Annotated in this window: 12 protein-coding genes and 4 pseudogenes; 10 read left to right on the forward strand and 6 right to left on the reverse strand. The window is 71.3% G+C overall.

Annotated features, from left to right (window positions below; all coding sequences use genetic code 11):
* Positions 1-212 precede the first annotated feature (212 nt).
* From SSPS47_RS32065 to SSPS47_RS35810, 4 genes and pseudogenes are all read left to right on the forward strand, one after another.
* A complete protein-coding gene (locus SSPS47_RS32065; RefSeq protein WP_164253953.1) occupies positions 213-962 on the forward strand; it encodes a beta-phosphoglucomutase family hydrolase in 750 nt (249 codons plus the stop codon).
* Positions 959-3,313 (forward strand): glycoside hydrolase family 65 protein, encoded by a 2,355-nt coding sequence (locus SSPS47_RS32070; protein WP_164253954.1) that lies wholly within the window; start codon positions 959-961, stop codon positions 3,311-3,313. The genes SSPS47_RS32065 and SSPS47_RS32070 overlap by 4 nt, the downstream gene beginning before the upstream one ends.
* A gap of 118 nt (positions 3,314-3,431) precedes the next feature.
* Positions 3,432-3,821: pseudogene (locus SSPS47_RS35805) on the forward strand (DnaJ C-terminal domain-containing protein); the annotation flags it as partial.
* A pseudogene (locus SSPS47_RS35810) lies at positions 3,806-4,083 on the forward strand (type VI secretion system ATPase TssH); the annotation flags it as partial. The pseudogenes SSPS47_RS35805 and SSPS47_RS35810, both read left to right, overlap by 16 nt.
* Before the next feature lie 51 nt (positions 4,084-4,134).
* On the opposite strand, the pseudogene SSPS47_RS32080 reads toward SSPS47_RS35810, so the two are convergent.
* Positions 4,135-5,073 (reverse strand): annotated as a pseudogene (locus tag SSPS47_RS32080) (SGNH/GDSL hydrolase family protein); the annotation flags it as partial.
* Between SSPS47_RS32080 and SSPS47_RS32085 the strand changes: the two are divergent.
* The gene (locus SSPS47_RS32085; RefSeq protein WP_164253956.1) at positions 4,990-5,946 is read left to right on the forward strand and encodes a right-handed parallel beta-helix repeat-containing protein; all 957 of its coding nucleotides are present in this window, start codon (positions 4,990-4,992) and stop codon (positions 5,944-5,946) included. The pseudogene SSPS47_RS32080 and the gene SSPS47_RS32085 sit on opposite strands and share 84 nt — an antisense overlap.
* 76 nt (positions 5,947-6,022) lie before the next feature.
* Here the strand turns inward: SSPS47_RS32085 and SSPS47_RS32090 are convergent, their stop codons facing one another.
* Genes SSPS47_RS32090 through SSPS47_RS32100 form a run of 3 tightly spaced genes read right to left on the reverse strand, consistent with a single transcriptional unit; the run spans position 6,023 to position 12,383 of the window.
* Complete coding sequence (locus SSPS47_RS32090) at positions 6,023-7,330, reverse strand: hypothetical protein (RefSeq protein WP_164253957.1); 1,308 nt, start codon at positions 7,328-7,330, stop codon at positions 6,023-6,025.
* Complete coding sequence (locus tag SSPS47_RS32095; RefSeq protein WP_164253958.1) at positions 7,327-8,460, reverse strand: hypothetical protein; 1,134 nt, start codon at positions 8,458-8,460, stop codon at positions 7,327-7,329. Before SSPS47_RS32095 ends, SSPS47_RS32090 begins: the two co-directional genes overlap by 4 nt.
* Positions 8,460-12,383, reverse strand: a complete 3,924-nt coding sequence (locus SSPS47_RS32100; RefSeq protein ID WP_164253959.1) for a tetratricopeptide repeat protein — start codon at positions 12,381-12,383, stop codon at positions 8,460-8,462. Before SSPS47_RS32100 ends, SSPS47_RS32095 begins: the two co-directional genes overlap by 1 nt.
* A gap of 62 nt (positions 12,384-12,445) precedes the next feature.
* Between SSPS47_RS32100 and SSPS47_RS32105 the strand changes: the two genes are divergently transcribed.
* Complete coding sequence (locus tag SSPS47_RS32105; protein ID WP_164253960.1) at positions 12,446-12,790, forward strand: trypco2 family protein; 345 nt, start codon at positions 12,446-12,448, stop codon at positions 12,788-12,790.
* Between the two features lie 75 nt (positions 12,791-12,865).
* Here SSPS47_RS32105 and SSPS47_RS32110 read toward each other — a convergent pair whose 3' ends face one another.
* Together SSPS47_RS32110 and SSPS47_RS32115 are read right to left on the reverse strand one after the other, a co-directional pair.
* The gene (locus tag SSPS47_RS32110; RefSeq protein ID WP_164253961.1) at positions 12,866-13,993 is read right to left on the reverse strand and encodes a type III polyketide synthase; all 1,128 of its coding nucleotides are present in this window, start codon (positions 13,991-13,993) and stop codon (positions 12,866-12,868) included.
* Between the two features lie 10 nt (positions 13,994-14,003).
* A complete protein-coding gene (locus SSPS47_RS32115; RefSeq protein ID WP_164253962.1) occupies positions 14,004-15,212 on the reverse strand; it encodes a cytochrome P450 in 1,209 nt (402 codons plus the stop codon).
* Between the two features lie 397 nt (positions 15,213-15,609).
* On the opposite strand from SSPS47_RS32115, the gene SSPS47_RS32120 reads away from it, so the two are divergent.
* The 4 genes and pseudogenes from SSPS47_RS32120 (at position 15,610) to ligA (ending at position 20,681) form a co-directional block, all read left to right on the forward strand.
* A complete protein-coding gene (locus SSPS47_RS32120) occupies positions 15,610-16,218 on the forward strand; it encodes a hypothetical protein (protein WP_203557982.1) in 609 nt (202 codons plus the stop codon).
* A 206-nt stretch (positions 16,219-16,424) separates the two neighbouring features.
* The gene (hemC, locus tag SSPS47_RS32125) at positions 16,425-17,360 is read left to right on the forward strand and encodes a hydroxymethylbilane synthase (RefSeq protein ID WP_164253963.1); all 936 of its coding nucleotides are present in this window, start codon (positions 16,425-16,427) and stop codon (positions 17,358-17,360) included.
* Between the two features lie 158 nt (positions 17,361-17,518).
* Positions 17,519-18,441: pseudogene (locus tag SSPS47_RS32130) on the forward strand (TIGR03564 family F420-dependent LLM class oxidoreductase).
* Between the two features lie 89 nt (positions 18,442-18,530).
* Entirely contained in the window at positions 18,531-20,681 is a 2,151-nt protein-coding gene (ligA, locus tag SSPS47_RS32135; protein ID WP_164253964.1) for an NAD-dependent DNA ligase LigA, read from the forward strand.
* The last annotated feature ends 6 nt before the right edge of the window (positions 20,682-20,687 follow it).

Consider the following 20,687-nt stretch of genomic DNA (forward strand, 5'->3'; position numbering starts at 1 on the left):
GCCTTCGGCCCGCCGAGGGATTTCCCCGGCGGATTCCTCCCGCGTTCCCTCCCGCGTTCTCGCCCCGATTCCCTCCGGAATTCGCACGGGGTTTTCCAGGGTTTCCCACCCCGGACCGGGACCGCGCGGCGAATGTTCCCGAGGACCGGCCGGGCCGGCCGCCCTACGATTGCCGGGAAAGCAGCTCCCTTCCACGCCAGAAGGTGCACCGCATGACGAAACTCGGCCTCCCGGACGGAATCCAGGCCTGTCTCTTCGACCTCGACGGTGTCATCACCAAGACGGCGGTCGTCCACGCGGCCGCCTGGAAGGAGACATTCGACGAGTTCCTCCGGGAGCGCGGTGACGGGGAATTCCGCCCGTTCGACGCCGTCGCGGACTACAACCGGTACGTCGACGGCCTTCCCCGCGCCGACGGCGTACGCACCTTCCTCGCCTCGCGCGGCGTCGAACTGCCCGAAGGCTCGCCGGACGATCCGCCCGACCGGGCCACCGTCCAGGGCCTGGGCAACCGCAAGAACGACCGGCTGCTGAAGAGGATCAAGGCCGGCGGTGTCGACGCGTACGACGGTTCGCTGCGCTACATCGAGGCCGTCCGGGCGGGCGGGCTGCGTACCGCCGTGGTCTCCTCCAGCACCAACTGCCGCGACATCCTCCGGGCGATCGACGCCGAGGCCCTGTTCGACACCCGTGTGGACGGGATCGTCGCGGCGGAGCGCGGACTGCCCGGCAAACCCGACCCCGCGCCCTTCCTCGCGGCGGCGGGCGACCTCGGTGTCGAGGCGTCGGCCGCCGCCGTGTTCGAGGACGCGCTGGCGGGCATGGAGGCGGGCCGGGCCGGCCACTTCGGGTACGTCGTGGGCGTCGACCGGGTCGGCCAGGCCGACGCCCTGCGGTCACACGGCGCGGACACGGTGGTCACCGACCTGGCCGACCTCGCCGACCGGGAGCCGCGGGCATGATCACCGACTCGATGTACGCGGTGGAGCCCTGGTCGCTCCGGGAGACGGAACTCGACCTCGACGTGCTCCCGCAGAGCGAGTCGGTCTTCGCCCTCTCCAACGGCCACATCGGCTGGCGCGGCAACCTGGACGAGGGCGAACCGCACGGTCTGCCCGGCTCCTACCTCAACGGCGTCCACGAACTGCACCCCCTGCCGTACGCCGAGGCCGGTTACGGCTACCCGGAGTCCGGCCAGACCGTCATCAACGTCACCAACGGCAAGATCATCCGCCTGCTGGTCGACGACGAGCCCTTCGACCTGCGCTACGGGCACCTGCGCTCCCACGAGCGGGTGCTCGACCTGCGCACCGGTCTGCTGCACCGCACCTGCGAGTGGACCTCCCCGGCGGGCAGCACCGTACGGGTGCGCTCCACCCGCCTCGTGTCCTTCACCCAGCGCGCGGTCGCCGCCGTCTCCTACCGGGTCGAGGCGGTCGACACCGAGGTGCGGATCGTGATCCAGTCCGAACTGGTGGCCAACGAGCAACTGCCCGGCGCGGCGGCCGATCCCCGCGCCGCCGTCGCGCTGGAGTCGCCGCTGGAGGCGGAGGAGACCTTCGCCTCCGGAAACCGGCTGCGGCTGGTGCACCGCACGCGCCGCAGCGGTCTGCGCGTCGGGGCGGCGGCCGACCACGCGGTGTCCGGACCCGAGCCGACCACGACCGAGTGCGAGTCCGACGACGACATCGCCCGGCTGACCGTCACCTCCGTCCTTGCCCCGGGCAAGAGCCTGCGCCTGGACAAGCTCGTGGCGTACGGCTGGTCCAGCACCCGGTCGCTGCCGGCCGTCGCCGACCAGGTGGACGCGGCCCTGGCAGGCGCCGCGAGCGTCGGCTGGGACGGCCTCGCCGGCGAACAGCGCGCCTACCTCGACGACTTCTGGCAGTGCGGCGACGTACAGGTGGACGGCGACGAGAAGATCCAGCAGGCCGTGCGCTTCGCCCTCTTCCACGTGCTCCAGGCCGGCGCCCGCGCCGAGCAACGGGGCATCCCCGCCAAGGGGTTGACCGGCTCCGGCTACGACGGGCACGCCTTCTGGGACACCGAGGCGTTCGTTCTGCCGCTGCTCACCTACACCTCACCGGACGCGGTGTCACAGGCGCTGCGCTGGCGCCAGAGCACCCTGCCGGCCGCACGCGAGCGCGCCGAGCAACTCGGCCTGAGCGGAGCCGCGTTTCCCTGGCGGACCATCGACGGCTCGGAGTGCTCGGCGTACTGGCCTGCCGGCGCCGCCGCCTTCCATGTGAACGCGGGGATCGCCGACGCGGCCCTGGGGTATCTGTCCGCCACGCACGACGAGGAGTTCGAGCGCGACTGCGCCGTCGAACTGCTGGTGGAGACGGCGCGTCTGTGGAGATCGCTCGGACACCACGACCACCACGGCGCCTTCCACATCGACGGTGTGACCGGCCCCGACGAGTACAGCGCCGTCGCGGACGACAACACCTACACGAATCTGATGGCCCGGACGAATCTGACGGCGGCGGCGGACATCGTGGAGCGCAACGCCGATGTCGCGGCCCGGCTCGGCGTGGACGACGAGGAGAGCGCGGCCTGGCGCGACGCGGCCGACGCCATGAGCATCCCCTACAACAGCGAGCTGCGGGTCCATGAGCAGGACGCCGGATTCACCCGGCACCAGGTGTGGGACTTCGAGAACACCCGGCCCGACCAGTACCCGCTCCTGCTTCACTTCCCGTACTTCGACATCTACCGCAAGCAGGTCGTCAAACAGGCCGACCTGGTCCTGGCGATGGTCAAGTGCAGCTCGTACTTCGACGCCGATCACAAGGCGCGCAACTTCGCCTACTACGAGCCCCTCACCGTCCGCGACTCCTCCCTGTCGGCCTGCTGTCAGGCGGTCATGGCGGTGGAGACGGGACATCTGCGCCTGGCCTACGACTATCTGACCGAGGCCGCGCTGATGGACCTGGAGGATCTGGAGCACAACACCCGGGACGGTCTCCACATCGCCTCGCTCGCGGGCGCCTGGATGGTGCTGGTGGTCGGCTTCGGCGGGATGCGGCACGGCTGGAACAGGCTGGATTTCGCGCCGAGACTGCCGGAGGAGATCAGCCGGCTCGCGTTCACGATGCAGTTCCAGGGCCGCCACCTGAGGGTGGAGATCACCCCGACCACCGCCACGTACACCCTCCCGACCGGTGACCCGCTGCGGATCCACCACTACGGCGACGCCCTGACCGTCCACGGCGGAGTCGCCGAGGCCCGCGCCATCCCCGCCGTCGTGGCCCCGCCCACCCCGGCCTATCCACCCGGGCGCCGGCCCAACGCGGCCCGGCCCCGCCCCTGAACGCGTGGCGGCCGGAGCCGGCGCGGGTCGCGGAGGGCGGCCCGGCGGCGGGGGACGGGTGCGCCACGTCCGGGGGTACGGCGACGGCGGCGATCCCTTCGGCGGCGCCGAGGGCCCCGGCGGCATCGACTTCGAGGACCTCTTCGGCGGGATGTCCGGCGCCCGGGGAGCGCGGAGCCGGGTGCCGGGCGCCGACCAGGAGGCCGAACTGCCCCTCACCGTCGAGGAGGCGTACCGGGGAGGCCGCCGCGGCGTCACCCTCGGCGGGCCCGACGGGCAGCGGACGTACGACGTCGACATCCCGCGCGGTGTCACCGAAGGGCAGCGGATCCGCCTCGCCGGACAGGGCGGCCGGGGCAGCGGTGAGGCACCCGCGGGCGACCTCTGTCTGAGGGTGCGACTCGCGCCCCACGACACCTTCCGGGTCCAGGGCCGCGACCTCTCCGTCCAACTGCCCCTCACCCCCTGGGAGGCCGCGCTCGGAGCGACCCTGGCGAGGCCGACGCCGCCCAGGCGCAGTGGGAAGCCGAACGCCAGGCCATCCGCCGCGTCCAGGACCTGCGCCAGGATCTCGAACAGGCCCGGCGCGAGGCGGCGGAGGCCGAGCGGAACTACGACCTCGACCGGGCCGCCGAACTGCGCTACGGCAGGACCGTCGACCTGGAACGCCGGCTCACGGCCGAGGAGGAACAACTCGCCGTCAAGCAGGGCGAGTCGAGCCTGCTCCGGGAAATGGTCACGGAGGACGGATCGCCGAGATCGTGGCCGCCCGCCGCCGGTGCGTCGATCGTCCGCGCCAGTGCCATGACCACCTCCGACGCCATCACCGCCTGACCCGACGTCGAGAAGTGGATACGGTCGGCGCTCAGCAGATCCGGCCGCGAGTTGAGCGGGTGGTCCCACATGTCGACGAGGACCACGCCGTGCTCCACGGCCAGGGACTCGGTGACGGAGTTGAGCGTCCGCACCCGCTGGGCGAAGTCCGGGAACGCCGGCACGTCGAAGGCCCTGCCGAGGGTGAACGTCGTCAGCCGCGCCCCGGTCCCCGCCGCCCGCTCGAACACGCGCCGCGCCGTGCGTTCGATGACCTCGAAGTCGGGCTGCCGCCGGAACAAGTCGTTGGCTCCGCAGGAGATGTGCAGCAGGTCCGGGGCGAACGCGACGATCTCGTCCATCTGTTGGTCCAGCGTGTCGGAAGTGGTCGCTCCGATCGTGCCGGTGTTCAGATACGCCAGCTCCGGACAGACGCGACGCAGGGTGTCGGCGACCCGGCTGCCCCACGGCAGGCTCGCGTAGCCGGGGCTCGGGTCCCCGATCCCGGCGGCCAGGCTGTCGCCGGCCACCGCGAACCGTCGCCAGGGGGCCCCGGTGAGAAGCCCCGCGGCGCGCGCGGGGGAGAGGCAGAGGGGATCGGTCTCCTCGGTGAGGATATTAGTGGCTGTCGTCATGGCATAAAAGTACGATCGATCGTGCGTGCATTGCAAGGAGTCGGGATTCCCGAACCGCCGGCGTGTCGCGAGCCGGGAGGTGGTCGGGGCGGAGGAACTCCCGCTATTGGTACGGACCTTGACGCGGTTCGCTGGTGTCCCTACGGTGACGAGTCGGCTCCAGTGTTCACAAGCTCGTCCCCTGTTCGCATAGGAGACCCCACGCCTCTCCGCAGGAAGGTGCTTGCGATGCGCACCCGAAGGCTGTACCCCACCCTCCTCGCCGTCACCACGACGGCCGGAGTGCTCTCCGTGGCCGCCGCCCCGGCCCATGCGGCGGTCATCGACGTGAAGACCGCCGCCGAACTGAAGGCGGCGCTCACCGCCGCACGCCCCGGCGACACGATCCAGCTCGCGGACGGCAGCTACACCGGAAACTTCAAGGCGCTGGTCGCCGGCACCGCCAACTCCCGTATCACGCTCACCGGTTCGGAGAAGGCCGTGCTCAACGCGGGCGGCGGGTACGTGCTGCACCTCAACGGGGCCTCGTACTGGACCGTCAAGGGCGTCACCCTCACCGGCGCCCAGAAGGGGATCATGGCGGACGCCGCCGACGGCGTCGTCATCGACTCCGTCGTCGTGCACGACCTGGACATGGAAGGCGTCCACTTCCGCAAGACCAGCCGCGACGGAGTCATCAAGAACTCCCGGATCTACGACACCGGCAACGACGGCCGCGGCATGGGCGAAGGCGTGTACGTCGGCTCGGCCGGCGGCACCTCCGACAAGAGCGACAACACGCAGATCATCGGCAACACGATCGGCCCCGACGTCGGCGGCGAGGCCATCGACATCAAGGAGGGCACCACCGGAGCGAAGATCATCGGGAACACCTTCGACGGCCGGGGGCTGACCGGTGCCAACTTCGACGACTCCTGGGTCGATGTGAAGGGCAACAACACGCTCGTCGAGAACAACACCGGCAAGAACACCACCAACAACGGCTTCGAGACCCACACCCAGCAGTCGGGCTGGGGCTGCGGCACCGTCTTCCGCGGCAACAGGTCCGACCTCACGGGCGCCACCGGCGACAAGCAGCTCGCCATCAACGTCACCGCCGACACCGCCGGCTGCCGGACCACGGTGCACTCCAACAACACCGTCACCGGCGGGCGCGGCCTGACGAACATCGCCGTCACACCCTGACGACCGGGTTCGCCCCCGGTCGCCGAACGGGCTCGCCGGGCCCGCTTCGGCGACCGGGGGCGAACCGGCCACGGCCTCACCCTTCCGACGACCTGCCGGGCGGCACATCGCACAGGTCGTCCAGGACGAACGCGTCGGCCCGCTTCTGGAGCAGTCGCTCCGCCTCCAGCTGGGCGAGCAGACCGTCGAGCACGTCGCGGTCCTGCGGCTTCTCCAGGAACTCCAGTACCGCCCGCTGGAAGGCGCCCCGCAGTGTCGACGGCATGGCGTCGGAGGCGTCGAGACAGATCTGCCCGGCATCGCGGAACATGCGCAGCACCGCGCCCGAACCCGCCGTCGGAGCGTTCGGGCCCGTCATCTTCGCCGTACCGGACGGGAAATACGGCCGTTCCCCCGGGTCCGCCTGCTCGACCCAGTCGGCCTGGGCCTTCGACGAGGTGAGTTCGAGGATCAGCTCCCACGCCGCGTCGCTCGGCTTGAACACCGCTGCCATGTCGCCCGAGACCTCGAACACGTTCCGGTCACTCGGCAGTCCCTCGACGAAGTCGGAGGTCGGGGCGGGCATCACGTCGAGACCGTAGTGGCGGCGGATGAAGGAACCCTGGTGCTCGCGCGTGCAGTCGCCCCTGTTCAGCAGCCCGAACTCGCCGTCGCCCAGACTCTCGAACGACGTGGAGAGCGCGGTCACGGCATTCTCCTCGGCGTCGGTGGCCAGCACCTCCGCCCAGTCCAGCCACGCCCGTCTCACCCGTTTGTCGGTCCACTCCAGGGCGCCGGAGGCCCACTGCTCGTACACGTAGTGGCCCTCCCGCTGGAGCAGCAGATCCTCGATCCAGTCCGTGCCCGGCCACCCGGATGTCGCGCCCGACGCCATACCCAGGCACCACACGGCATCCTCGGCCCCCGCCCGCTCCTCACCCGCCCTGCTCCAGACGATGGACTTGAGATCCACACGCACCGGCACCCAGTACGCGCGCTCCTCCGTGTTCCCCTCCGGGTCCCTGACGACCAGACGCGGGGCCCACGGCCCGATCGCCTTGCCCGTCACCTTCGGGGGCAGCGGCTGGGCGTCGCCGTCGATCGCGTACTGGGCCAGTTCGCCCTGGCCGTTGAGGATCGCCACGTCGGGCGGTGCGTCCGTCCGCAACTGCGCCACCAGCGTCTCGCGCAGCGAGCGCGTGCCCTCGTACACGTACTGCCGGCCCGTCCGCTCTCCTATCTTCGCGAGCGTCGCCTTGAACGGCAGCTCCTCGCCGTCCGTCCACGGACCGAGGACCACCAGCGGCGGCTTCTCCTCGGCCGCGCAGCCCCCCGACACGACGGCGGCCCCGGCCAGCAGGGCGGCCGCCAGGACCGAGCGCACGAGTCGGTACGGAGCCCTCATGGCGTCCTCCAGAGGATCCGCAGATGCCTGCGGCCGTAGTGGAACAGTGTGAAACCCGACGCCACCGCGCCCACCGCCCCGACGGCCAGGGCGAGTTCGGCGGCCAGTGCCCATCCGCCCGGGTGCGTGCCACGCAGCTCGGCGGCCAGTGTCCTGTCCAGCATCTCGATCCGGGTATCGGCCAGCGCCGTCGAGTTCACCGTGGCCAGCTCGACACCCGCCTCCGACACCTTCCGCTGCGCGTGCTGCTGACCGGCGGCCCCGAGCACCAGTACGCCGAGTGCCAGCAGGACCGGCAGCGCGTACAGCGTCAGCAGCGGGCTGCGCACCCGTAGCTGCGCCAGGACGAAGTCGATGGTGCCGACGACGGCGAACACGAAGACCAGTGCGGCCAGCAGGGCGCCCGACGCCGTCACGGCGGACAGCGCGGTCCAGCCCGACAGCTCCGACGCGTCCGCGTTCAACTCGTCCTCCAGTGCCTCGATGCGGTCGGCCACGGCCGTGGGCTCGGGGGTGTCGCCTCCGTCGTGCAGCAGACTCGCGGCGTAGTCGAGCCCCGCCGTGCGCAGTGCCCTGCTGTCGTGGTGGGTGTCGGCCCAGCCGATCCAGTCGTCGTAGGCCACCACCAGCCCGGACACCACACGGACCTCCTGTTCCTGTTCGGCGCGCAGCGCCTTCGTCTGGGCCGCGTTGTTGAGGCTCTGCGCCGCCTCGGTCAGCAGCGAGGGGTACTTCTCCCCGAGCCCGACGAGATCGGTCTGGATCAGCGGCTCCCTTCCGTCCTCGCCGAGCCGCAGCGTCGCCTCCCTGTGGGCCAGCTCCAACGACGTCCTGGCATGCGCCAGTTCGACCATGGCGGGGGCGTAGCGCTCACGCAGCTGTTCCGTGCGCCCGTGCAGGTCCAGATACGCCGTCCCGGCCAGCGCCAGGACGGTCAGGGCCAGCGCCGGGAGCAGCAGCATGCGGCTGAAGAGGAACGGAGCCGTGTGCCGCCGCCGGCCCGTGGGCGTACGGCCCGAGCAGCGGCGCCACATCGGCAGCCACACCGACCGCCACACGGCGGCCCCGGCCGACCTCCCCGCCGCCAGGGCGGACCGGAGCGGCGAACGTACGGTGAGGCGGCCGCCCATCACCGCTCCCCGGTGAAGGCGTTCCAGCGGTCGTCGCCCGGGCCGGCGGCGTCCGGCGACCGCGACGGATTCGTCGTCCGGCCGCCCAGCAGGCCCCGCAGCCGGCCGGGCCGCCAGCCGCGCAGCCTGCCCTGCCGCCGCTCACCCCGGTTGTGGCTGAACGCGAACGGGCGGGTGCGGTACGCGTTGTCGAGCAGGGCCCTCTCCAGGGTGGTGTGCTCACGCAGCGCGGTGCGCGGTACCTGCTCGGAGAGCCGTTCGTAACCGACGCCCAACTGCTCCCGCAGATCGTGTTCCGTCAGGGGGATCGGGATCTCCTTGTCCAGCGACTCCCGCAGGGCGCGCAGCGGGTCGGGCTCCGGGGCCGTGGTGACCAGCCGGAGCAGCAGCTCCAACAGGTCGGTGCGCAGCCGCTCCTGGGCATGACGGTCCGTCAGTCCCTCGTACCGGGCCAGCCGGTGGAGCGCCACGCACGCCTGCTTCGCGGCGGCCACACTCGGCGGGCCGCCTTCGGCCGACAGGTCCGCGTGGATGCGCACCATGCCGGTGCGGGCGGCGGTGCGATGCCGCGAGTCGGGCGGGACGGCTTCGAGGCGGGCGAGGGCCGGTCCGCTGTCGCCGTCGGCCAGATGGATACGGGCCAGTCCGAAGGCGGCGCTGCCGAGCGCGTGGTTGCGTTTCCACACCGCTCCGTAGAAGACCATCGCCTCCTCCGGCCGGTCGAGGACCTCGTAGCAGTACCCGAGGGCGAGCTTGGGCGCGTACTCGCCGGGAATCGCCGCGTAGACCCCGTCGAAGGACCGGAGCGCCGCCTCCACCTCGTCCGCGGCGAGCTGGAGCAGCCCCCGGTGCCAGCGCAGCCGCCAGTCGTACTCGGCCAGGGAGCCGACGGCGGCCTCGGCCCGCCCCAACTCGGCGGTGGCGGAATCCAGTGCCGAGCCCGCGCCGCCCGGCTGGTAGCGGGCGGCCTCCAGATGGAGACGGCAGCGCAGGAGTGCCAGTTCGGGCGAGAGCTGCCAGTCGGCGCTGAGCTGGAGCAGACCGGCCGGATCGTCGTACGACGTGCGCTGGAGCTCCTTCCAGTTGGGGTCCTGACGGCTCGGTCGCGGAACGGGCAGGCCCACGGCCACCTCGGCCGGCCGCGGTGGCCGTATCGTCAGTGGGCGTTTGTCGTTGCCCCCGTGCCGCCACTGTTCGAGCGGCGGGGCCTTGCCGAGTTCGCCGTCGAGCGCGGTGGGCGCGACCGAGAACAGCGGCGACGGCTCGAACGTCTCCTCGCCGAGGCGCAGGGAGCGCAGCTCCCGCAGCACGCCGTGCAGTTGGACGGCCATCTCCCACGCGTCGGCGAACCGGTCCTCGGGGCGCGCCGCCTGCGCCCTGTTCAGGACCCGCTGGAGTGAGGTCGTCCCGAGGTCGACGGGATGGGCGGGGACCCGGTCGAGGAGTTCCTGGAGGACGGCTCCGACCGCGAACAGATCGGCCGCGACCGTCACTTCGCTCGACGTGCCGAGCTCGGGTGCGCGGTAGGTGACGGGGCCGGCGTGCCCGATCTTCCGTACGCCCGCGACGTCGATGAGCTTGATGCCGTTGCCGCAGTGGATGACGTTGGTGAGGGAGAGGTCGCCGTAGACGAAGCCCTCCTCGTCGTGCAGATATCTGAGCGCGTCCAGGATCCGCAGACCGTAGGCGGCGATGAACTCGTGCACGCGATAGCCGTCGAACGGCGCCTCGTCGCGCGCGATCTGTTCGGCCACCCACTGGAGCGGCGCCCCGTCGGCGAACTCCATCACGATGAACCGGGCGCTGTTCGCGGGGTGTTCCGGCTGGTCCGGGCGGCCGGGATGCCGGGCGTAGTTGAACACCTTGATGATGGAGGGGTGGTTGAGACTCACCAGCCGCAGCAGTTCGAGGCGGGAGATCCGCCGGTCGGTGGCGTCGCCGGGGTCCCTCGCGCCCTTCAGGGCCACCGGGCGGTTCTCCAGCATCTGGTCGCGGGCGAGATAGACCTGCCCGAAACTGCCCTCGCCGAGCAGTCCGACGACCCTGTACTGCTGGTGCAGCTCCTGGCCGCGCACGAGGCGGGACTCCGGCTCCTTGGGCGCCTGCGCCTCGGGCTCGACGAACGTGTCGGGGTCCTCGACGGTGATGTGCGGCAGATCGGTGAGGCCGTCACCGGGCGGACTCACCACGTACTCGCCCGGGGCGTAGGGGCGGTCGAGGAGCCGCACGGCGGATTCTGTCCGCTGGATCGCGTCCTCGACGGCGATGTCGAGCAGGAACAGGTCGTGGGCGAGGGCGGCGCTCTTGCGCGGGACGCCGCCGTCCGTCCGCAGTCCGGCGAGCCGCGAGGCAAGTCGGGTGTGGACCGGCTGCGGCGGGTCGGTGATGCGCCGGACACCGGGGTGCGCCTTGAGCCTGCGGAATCTTCGCTCCAGCTCGGCGAGCACGTCGAGCCGCCCGGCGACGGCCGTCGTGCGGCGCGCTGCCCAGCCGTCGTCGAGCAGTGTGTCCACTACGTGTTCGAGCGAGGGGGACGCCGGGTCGCGGAAGACGAGCAACAGCCGGGTCTGACCGCTCTGCCGTAACGCCCTGAGGAGGGGGACGGCGGCCTCGCCGGTCGGGGCCGTCCGGTCGACGGAGAGGAAGGCGGCGGCGATCGGCGGGCTGTCGCCGGCGATCCGGGCCAGCGCGCGGTCGTGGTCCTCGGGTCCGTCGTCTCCGCCGTGTCCGCGGGGTCTCCCGGATCCGGGAGACCCCGCGGGGCCCGCGAGTCCGATGCGTTCGGCGGTGAGCGCGATGAGCTGTCCGGCCGTCAGGTCCGTCGTGTCCACGGCGATGTCGATCGATCCGGCGGGCGGTTCGGAGGCGCCGCCCGTGCCCGTGGGGCGCGGATTGCGTTCGCGGTCGGCGAGGTTGAGGGTGGCGTGGATCGCCGACATGTCGTCGTGACGGTCGTCGCGGGCGAAGATCATCTCCACCGGCTCCGTGGCCGCGCGCCTGCCGGACGCCGGGTCCGCCCCGGACACCGGATCGGAGACCGGGGCGGGGGCCGGCGCCGTCGTGCCCGTCGCCGGAACCGAGTCGATGAGCCAGTGGGTCACCTTGCGGCGCAGTCCGAGAGCGCGGGTCGAACCGCTTCCGGGCGGATCGCGCGGGATGGTGGGTGACAGGGCGGGAGGCCCCGTCACCCGCAACTCCTCCAGCTGATGGGCGGGTGGGTGCCGCAGGACGGACAGATAGCGCAGGATGGTGTCGGTCGGGATCATGTACGCGTGGCTGACCGCGACCGGGTAGTGCTCGGTCCCGAACTGGTGGACCAGGATGCCGAGAACCTCGCCCGATTCGGTGACCACACCACTGCCGCTGTAGCCGTGGCGTACCGCGTAGGACCCGCCGTCCGGATCGAGTTGGACCCACTCGGGATAGCGCGCGGGACCGCCGAGCCCCATGAGGCGGGCATCGATGCGCTCACCACCCGGCAACTGGTCCGTGTAGCCCACCGAGTGCACCGATGTGCCGCGAGAGGGGATACGGCGGTGCAGCACGGCGGTCTCGACAGGTGGCGGGAAGGCCAGTCGCAGCAGGGCGATGTCGCCGCTGAACTGGGAGGTCGGCGGCGCGAGATGCTCGGGCAGCACCTCGGCGCGCAGCCGCAGGGGCGGGTCGGACGGCGCGCCGGGGAACTCCGCGTACAGCATGTCGACCGGCCGGAGCGGATCGCGGCGTCGGCCCGAGCCCCATGAACCGTCCGTCCTGCGACGCGGTTTGGCCAGCACGACATGGGCACAGGTGAGCACCAGCCCGCCCGGCAGCAGCACCCCGGCGCCGAGCGGCGGAGCGGTGCCGGTCTCGTCCTCGGCCAGCCGGACGCGCCAAGCGCCCTCCTGCGAGCTGGAGTTGGAAGTGGCTTCGGGCTCCCTCATACTGCACAACAATAACCACGGGGGGTGACAACGGACCCCCGCTGCGTAACGAGAGGGTTGGAATGGGCGCGGGTGACGGACGTCGCGGACGTGCAGGGCACGACGGTGCGGAGACCGCCGGTCTCGCCGAGGTGATCGGCCGGATCCGCGAGGAGCTGGAAGAGGCGCAGCGCAACGGCCGCGAGGGCAGGCTCCAGTTCCGGGTGGAGCGCGTACACGTCGAGTTCGCCGTACAGGTACGGCGCGAGGGCACCGGCAAGGCGGGCCTGAACATCGGTGTCATCACGGCCGAGGCGGGCGGGACGGCGGCGAGTGAGAACCTGCACCGGATCGAGATCGAGCTGATGCCCCACGACAGGGACGAGCGCCCGGACGGCCCGGGGATCAGCATCGGGGGCCAGAGGTAGCGCGCGGGAGCCCGCCGGCGGGTGTCGTACGGACCGAGGCCCGTACGACACCCGCGGGCGGGACCGGCCGCGAGGTCAGCCGACCGTGTCCGACCGCGACATCAGGACCGGCGTCGGCAGGATCACTTCCCGTTCGACGAGTCCGCTCTCGTGACCGCCCACCGACCAGGTACCGAGGCTGAGTTCGGCCGTGATGCCGGGGCCGAAGCCCGCGATCACCCCTCGGGCGCCGTGCTCGGCGCCGCCGTCCTCGAAGAGGCGGTCCAGCGCGTCGAAGATGACGGCGCTGGCGATGTTGCCGCGCTCGGTGAGGGTCGCCCTGCTGTAGCGGAACATCTCCGCCGGCACGTCGAGGAAGTGGCAGAGGTCGTCCAGGATCCTGGGCCCGCCGGCGTGCACGATGTAGAAGTCGAGTCCGGAGACGTCCCAGTCGTGCGGCTCCGCCATCTCCCGCATGGCGGGCGCGAGTACGGACATGGTGCCGGGCACTCGCTTGTCGAGCATGAAGTGGAAGCCGGTGTCACGGACCGCGTAGGAGATCCAGTCCTCCGTGTCGGGCACCAGATGGGAGCCGTTGCGCTCCAGCCGTACGCCGGTGCCGCCCCGGCCGCGGACCACCGCGGCGGCGACGGCGTCCCCGAAGAGGCCGTTGGAGAGCAGATTGCCCACCGCGAGGTCCGTCGGCTGGTAGCACAGCGAGCAGAACTCACAGGCCACGATCAGCACGTTCGACTCCGGGTACGCGGAGCAGAAGTCGTGCGCGCGGTTGATGGCCGCGCCGCCCGCGGCGCACCCCAGCTGAGCGATCGGCAACTGCCGGGTGTTCGATCCGAAGCCCATGGTGTTGATGAGCCACGCGGTCATCGACGGCATCATGAAGCCCGTGCACGACACGTACACGATCATGTCGATGTCCCGCGGCGTGAGTTCGGCGTGGGCCAGTGCCCGCTCCACGACCTCGGGCACCCTGGCCTTCGCCTCCTCCTCGTAGACCGAGTTGCGGGTGGTGAAGCCGGGATGGCGCAGGGTCTCCTCGATGGGCCGGACCAGACGTCTGGTCCGGACACCCGTGTTGCTGATCAGCCGTACGGCGAGGTCGAGTTGAGGATGATCGGGGTGGAGCCTCCGCGCCAGCTCAACGGTCTGTTCCATGGTGATGACGTGCTCGGGTACGGCGATGGCGGGCCTGCACAGAGTTGCCATGATCAGCTCCTTACCAGGTGACCGGCAGGGCGAGCGGGTATCGCCAGATCGAGACGGTGTTCCACCGCACCTCCTCCGCCGGTACGGCCAGACGAAGGTCGGGGAAACGGGTGAGCAGTGTGCCGATGGAGACCTGGAGCACCATGCGTGCGAGATGGGCGCCCAGGCAGTGGTGGCTGCCGTATCCGAAGGTCATGTGCACGGCGGGGTCTTCGCGGTGGAAGTCGAGCTCGTCCGGCCGTTCGTAGGCGAGTTCGTCACGGTTGGCCGTCAGGTACGACACATGCACCGTGTCGCCGGCCTTGATGACGACACCGTCGAAGTCGACGTCCTCCAAGGCCACGCGGGGGATGCCGACACCCTGGCGGAAGGGGATGTAGCGCAGCAGTTCCTCAAGGGCCCCCGGAAGCAGCTCGGGCCGGGCGCGCAGCTCGGCCGCCCGCTCGGGCCGGGTCAGAAGCGTGTACACGATGTTGCTGATGTTGTACGTGGTGGTGTCGTGCCCGGTGATCACCAGGAGCATGGCGAGCACGGTCAGCTCGCCCTCGTCGAGCATCTCGTCACCGATGCGCGCGGTGGCGAGGGCGCTGATCAGGTCGTCGCCGGGGGTGCGCCGCCGCTCCGCGGTCAGCTCGGAGAAGTAGGCCCGCAGCCATGCCTTCGCCTCGACGGCCGAATCCCGGTCGGCGGCGTTCATGGACATCATGTCCATGGCCCGCTGGCGCAGTTGGGGGCGGTCCGCCTCCGGTACGTCCAGCAGCTCACAGATCGTCATGAGCGGCAGCCGGTCCGCCAGGTGGTCCGCGATGTCGGCAGGCGGGCCGCTCTTGGCCATGGCGTCCAGCAGACCGTCCACCGTCCGCTGGGTCCACGGGCGCAGCGCCTCCACCTGTGGGGTGGTGAAGGCCTTGTTGATCAGCTTGCGCACCCTGTTGAGCGCGGGCGGGTCCATGAGGTTGATCGACTCGGACTGCGCGATGGGCGCCGGAGTGATGCGGGGGAAGTCCCGCCCGACCAGGGCGGCCCGGCTGAAGCGGCGGTCGGAGGTGACGGTCCTCACGTCCTCGTACCGGGTCACCAGCCAGCACTCGCCCTCCCCGTACGGCATACGTACGCGGGTGACGGGTGCCTCGGTCCGCATCCGGGTCATGAAGGGGTCGGGCTCCAGGGCGTCGTCATGACGGAAGGGGCAGGTCTGTACTGAGTCCACGCCGGTCATCACAGCACTCCCACAGCGAAGATGGTCACTTAAGGTGACGTTGGGCAACCTTGAGTTCATTCCGCATCGGATGGGCCACCATGCGCGGAAAATGCCAACCTCACCTGTACGGGTAACTGGTGGCCTCGGGCACACGTCGCCGACACGGCGCGCCCGCCTCCAAGGGCGCCGGCCACGCGTTCGGCCATCTGCTGACGGCGCCTTCACGGAGCGTGAAATCTCGCGCGGGGCGACGGGAGAGCGGCCGAACGCGCCGGAGCGCGGGCGCCGGGAGCGGGTCCGCCCACGCGCTCGCTCGTTCCGGTGAAGTGCCGGGCGGTCAAGGTTCGGCAGGGCCCGCCGACGCCAGAACCCCTGTGGTCGGGCGTACACGGCGCCCCCAGGTCAGGACTGCACGATGATGCGTACCCTCCTCCATGTCACGGCCGCGGCGGCGGCCCTCGCCCTCGGCCTCACCGTTCCGGCCGTCGCGGCTCCCGTGCCGGTGCGGGCCCTCAACTGCGACGGTGACACCTACAAGTGCACCGCCGACCTGCAATTCGGTGACGGCCGCTGGAAGGCCGACTGGTCGGTGAACGTCTTCCACTCCAACGCCCGTGCGGCGGCTGCCGCTCCGGTGCCGGTGACGGGGCTGACGTGTGACGGTGACACCTACAAGTGCACCGCCGACCTGCAATTCGGTGACGGCCGCTGGAAGGCCGACTGGTCGGTGAACGTCTTCCACTCCAACGCCCGTGCGGCGGCTGCCGCTCCGGTGCCGGTGACGGGGCTGACGTGTGACGGTGACACCTACAAGTGCACCGCCGACCTGCAATTCGGTGACGGCCGCTGGAAGGCCGACTGGTCGGTGAACGTCTTCCACTCCAACGCCCGTGCGGCGGCTGCCGCTCCGGTGCCGGTGACGGGGCTGACGTGTGACGGTGACACCTACAAGTGCACCGCCGACCTGAAGTTCGGTGACGGCCGCTGGAAGGCCGACTGGTCGGTGAACGTCTTCCACCAGTGACCGGGCGGCCCGGGGGCGGCCGTAGGACATCCGCCCGCCCCCGGGCCGGGGCCGTCGGCCCCCTGGTTCGGCGCCCGCCGGAGGACGCCGCTCCGGCGGCTGCGCTCGCACACCTGCCCGAGACGTCCAACGTTCTTGGCGTACGGGGCGGATGAGCCCCGGGGCGGATGACGGGAGCGACCGCGGGACGCTCTATCGTGTGCGCCATGTCCACCCCTGAACTGATCCGCATCGTCTCCCGCGACTCGCCGATGGCGCTCGCCCAGGTGGAGCGTGTGCGCACCGAACTGACGGCGCTCCACCCCGGCATCGTGACGGAGGTCGTGCCGGTCAAGACGACCGGCGACAGGTGGATGGGAGACCTCTCCCTGGTGGAAGGGAAGGGCGCCTTCACCAAGGAGGTCGACGCCGCCCTCCTCGCCGGGCAGGCCGACCTCGCTGTGCACTGCGTCAAGGACGTGCCCGCCGACCGGCCGCTGCCTGCCGGGACGGTCTTCGCCGCCTTCCTCAAGCGTGACGACATCCGCGACGCCCTGATCCACCCCGCCGGACGCACCCTCGACGAACTGCCCGCGGGCACCCGGGTCGGTACGTCGTCGGTCCGGCGTGTCGCCCAGCTCGCCGCCTCCCACCCACAGCTCATCTGTGTACCGATGCGCGGGAACGCCAACCGCCGGCTGGAGAAGCTCGCGGCGGGAGAGGCCGACGCGTTGCTGCTGGCCGCCGCGGGCCTGGAGCGCATCGGGCGGAGCGACGTCGTCACCGAGATCCTGCCGGTGGACCTCATGTGCCCGCCCATCGGAGCCGGGATCCTGGCCCTCCAGTGCCGTGAGGACGACGTGGACACCATCGACGCCGTCTCCGCGCTGGGCGACCGGGACACCTACAAGGAAGCCTCCGCCGAGCGGATGTTCCTCCATGTTCTCCAGGGGCACTGCAACAGCCCGATCGCCGGATTCGCGCACGCCGAGCGCAGCGGCGGCCTCTCCTTGCGCGCGCGGGTCTTCACCCCGGACGGCAAGACGGTCCTCAACGCGCACGAATGGGCCGGCCCGCTCGACCCCGCCACCCTCGGCACCTCGGTCGCGGTGGCGCTGCTCCGCCAGGGAGCGCGTGAACTGATCGACTCCATCGCGCACTGAGGCTCGCGAGACCCCGGAACCAGGTCCTGTCCGGCGGGTCTTCGGGCCCCGAAGACCCGCCGGACAGGACCTGGCCCCGTGCCGTGTCCGGCACAGTCGACACACAGCCGTCACACAGCAGCGGAATGCGTGACCGACGAGCGCTCGTTCCCTCTGACATGACTGTGGGAGTAGCACTCAACGTGACGGATCCCGACAACCAGATCGACGCCACCGTGCGACTCGCCGAGGAGGCCGCGGCGGCGGGACTGCGGTCGGCCTGGTTCCGGCAGCCTTCGGCGCCGACTCGCCGCAGCTCGCGGCCGTCGTCGGACGTGAGGTACCGGCCCTCCAGGTCGGCACGTCCGCCATCCCCGTCTTCGGACGGCACCCCCTCACCGTGGCGAGCCAGGCCCTGACCGCGCAGGCGGCCACCCACGGCCGTTACCACCTCGGGCTCGCGCTCGGCACCAAGCTCCTCACCGAGGGCGGCTACGGCATTGCGTTCGAACGCCCCGTCGCGAGGCTGCGTGAATTCCTCACCGCGCTGAGGCAGTTGACCGAGACCGGGACCGCGGACTTCGACGGTGAACTGCTCAGCGCGCACACTCCCGTCCCGGCCCGTGTGCCCGGAGCCGACGCCGGAGTGCCGCTGCTCGTCGCCGCGATGGGGCCGCAGGCGCTGCGTGTCAGCGGGGAACTCGCGGACGGGATCCTGCCCTATCTGGCCGGGCCCCGCGCCCTGGCCGAGCACATCGTCCCGGCCGTCACCGCGGCGGCGGAGGCCGCGGGCCGCCCCGCGCCCCGGATCGTCGCCATCGTGCACGGCGTGGTCACCGACGATGCCGACACGGTCCGCGGGGCGGCCACCGACGCGCTCGCGTTCTACGAGCAGATCCCGTCCTACGCCCGGGTCATCGAACTCTCCGGCGGCATACGCGCCGTCGACGTCGCCGTGATCGGTGACGAGCGGACGGTCTCCGCCGAGGTGCGGCGCTACCGGGACGCCGGGGCGACGGAAGTCGTTCTCTCCGGCACGGAGATCGCCGGGGACGCCGACCGGCGCCGCACCTGGGACCTTCTCGGCGCTCTCGCCGACTGACCACCGCTCCGCCCCCACCACCGGCAACACCGCTGGTCAGACCCCTGCCCGCAGCTCGGGCAGGGGCGTTGTCAGTGGTGGGCGGCAAGATGAGACGCATGACGACACCCGCAGCCGTTCTTGTCGACGCAGCCGCCTACGCCACCGCGGTGGAGACCGCGACGAAGGCCGCCGCTGCCTACTACGCGACGGGCGAGAGCGCCCTCGACGACGACGCCTACGACCGCATGGTGCGGGGCATAGCCGCCTACGAGGAAGCCCATCCCGGCGAGATCTCGGCCGACTCGCCCAGCGGAAAGGTCGCGGGCGGCGCGGTGGTCGGGGACGTACCGCACACGGTGCCGATGCTGTCCCTGGACAACGTCTTCGGCGGAGACGAGTTCACCACCTGGGCCGCGTCCGTGGAGCGGCGGATCGGGCGGCCGGTCGAGCGCTGGAGCGTCGAGCCGAAGCTGGACGGTCTGGCCGTCGCCGCCCGTTACGAGACCGGCCGGCTGGCCCGGCTGATCACGCGCGGGGACGGGCTGGCCGGCGAGGACGTCTCGCACGCCATCGGGATGATAGCGGGCCTGCCGGACCGGCTCTCCGAGCCCGTCACGCTCGAAGTGCGGGGCGAAGTCCTGATGACCACCGAGCAGTTCGAGCAGGCCAACACGCTCCGTACGAGCCTTGGCGGCACCCCGTTCGCCAACCCGCGCAGCGCCGCCGCCGGCAGCGTCCGGGCCAAGGACCGTCCGTACCAGGTGGAGATGACGTTCTTCGCGTACGCGGCGCTGCCCCTCGGCGAATCCGGAGACGACCTGACCACCTCGCTCACCGAACTCCCGCACAGCGAGGTGCTCGCGCTCGTGGCGGGTCTCGGTGTCCTCACGACGGCGGGCACGACGGTTCCGCCCCGGACGGTGACCGACGCCGACGCCGTGCGCGTGCGGGTCGAGGAGATCGCGGCGCTCCGCCCGGAGCTGCCGTTCGGCATCGACGGCATCGTCATCAAGGCCGACGCGGCGGCCGACCAAGTGGCGGCCGGATCGGGCTCCCGCGCGCCCCGCTGGGCCATCGCCTGGAAGCTTCCGGCCGTCGAGAAGGTGACACGGCTGCTGGACGTGGAGTGGAACGTCGGCCGTACGGGCACCATCGCGCCCCGCGCCGTCCTGGAACCGGTCGAGATAGACGGCTCCACCGTCACGTACGCCACGCTCCACAACCCGAACGACATCACCCGCCGTGACCTGCGGATCGGCGACCACGTGATGGTGTACAAGGCGGGCGACATCATCCCCCGCGTGGAGGCGCCCGTGGCGCACCTGCGCACCGGGGACGAGAAAGCGATCGTCTTCCCCGAGGTCTGCCCGCAGTGCGGCTCCGACATCGACACCTCCGAGCAGCGCTGGCGCTGTGTACGGGGCCGCAACTGCCGTGTCGTGGCGTCCATCTCGTACGCCGCCGGACGCGACCAGTTCGACATCGAGGGCCTCGGCGCGACCCGCGTCGTCCAGCTCGTCGACTCGGGACTCATCGCGGACATCGGCGACCTGTTCACCCTCACCCGCGAGCAGATCCTCGGCCTCGACCGGATGGGGGCGACCAGCACGGACAATCTGCTGGCCGCGATCGAACGGGCCAAGGGGCAGCCGCTGTCCCGCGTGCTCGCCGCGCTCGGCGTGCGCGGCACCGGACGCTCCATGTCCCGCCGGATCGCACGCCACTTCGCGTCCATGGACCTGCTGTGCGCCGCGGACGCGGAGGCGATGCAGCGCGTCGACGGGATCGGAGTGGAGAAGGCCCCGACGATCGTGGCGGAACTGGCCGAGCTGGCGGACCTCATGGAGAAGCTGCGCGCCGCCGGGGTCAACATGAGCGAGCCGGGCGCGACGCCACCGTCCGAGGACCCGACGCCCTCCGAGGACGGCGAATCAGCCGCGGACGCGGGTCCGTTGGACGGGATGACCGTGGTGGTCACGGGCGCCATGACGGGACCGCTGGAGAAGCTCTCACGCAACGAGATGAACGAACTGATCGAGCGGGCGGGCGGCAAGTCGTCCTCCAGCGTCTCCAAGCGCACCTCGCTCCTGGTCGCGGGAGAGAACGCCGGATCAAAGCGGGAGAAGGCCGTACAGCTCGGCACGCGCGTGGTGACGCCCGACGAGTTCGCGGAGCTGATCGCGTCGCTGCTCACCGGCGACGGCGACGGAGACGGTGGCGGCGACACGGCGGGCGTTTCGAGCCCCTCCGGCGACTGAGGACAC

Source organism: Streptomyces sp. S4.7 (assembly GCF_010384365.1).
GTDB lineage: Bacteria > Actinomycetota > Actinomycetes > Streptomycetales > Streptomycetaceae > Streptomyces.

Excerpts from the sequence above, each read along its gene's own strand:
- SSPS47_RS32065 (WP_164253953.1), top strand. The coding sequence starts at position 213 with ATGACGAAACTCGGCCTCCCGGACGGAATCCAGGCCTGTCTCTTCGAC.
- SSPS47_RS32070 (WP_164253954.1), top strand. The coding sequence starts at position 959 with ATGATCACCGACTCGATGTACGCGGTGGAGCCCTGGTCGCTCCGGGAG.
- SSPS47_RS32085 (WP_164253956.1), top strand. The coding sequence starts at position 4,990 with ATGCGCACCCGAAGGCTGTACCCCACCCTCCTCGCCGTCACCACGACG.
- SSPS47_RS32090 (WP_164253957.1), bottom strand. The coding sequence starts at position 7,330 with ATGAGGGCTCCGTACCGACTCGTGCGCTCGGTCCTGGCGGCCGCCCTG.
- SSPS47_RS32095 (WP_164253958.1), bottom strand. The coding sequence starts at position 8,460 with ATGGGCGGCCGCCTCACCGTACGTTCGCCGCTCCGGTCCGCCCTGGCG.
- SSPS47_RS32100 (WP_164253959.1), bottom strand. The coding sequence starts at position 12,383 with ATGAGGGAGCCCGAAGCCACTTCCAACTCCAGCTCGCAGGAGGGCGCT.
- SSPS47_RS32105 (WP_164253960.1), top strand. The coding sequence starts at position 12,446 with ATGGGCGCGGGTGACGGACGTCGCGGACGTGCAGGGCACGACGGTGCG.
- SSPS47_RS32110 (WP_164253961.1), bottom strand. The coding sequence starts at position 13,993 with ATGGCAACTCTGTGCAGGCCCGCCATCGCCGTACCCGAGCACGTCATC.
- SSPS47_RS32115 (WP_164253962.1), bottom strand. The coding sequence starts at position 15,212 with ATGACCGGCGTGGACTCAGTACAGACCTGCCCCTTCCGTCATGACGAC.
- SSPS47_RS32120 (WP_203557982.1), top strand. The coding sequence starts at position 15,610 with ATGATGCGTACCCTCCTCCATGTCACGGCCGCGGCGGCGGCCCTCGCC.
- hemC (WP_164253963.1), top strand. The coding sequence starts at position 16,425 with ATGTCCACCCCTGAACTGATCCGCATCGTCTCCCGCGACTCGCCGATG.
- ligA (WP_164253964.1), top strand. The coding sequence starts at position 18,531 with ATGAGACGCATGACGACACCCGCAGCCGTTCTTGTCGACGCAGCCGCC.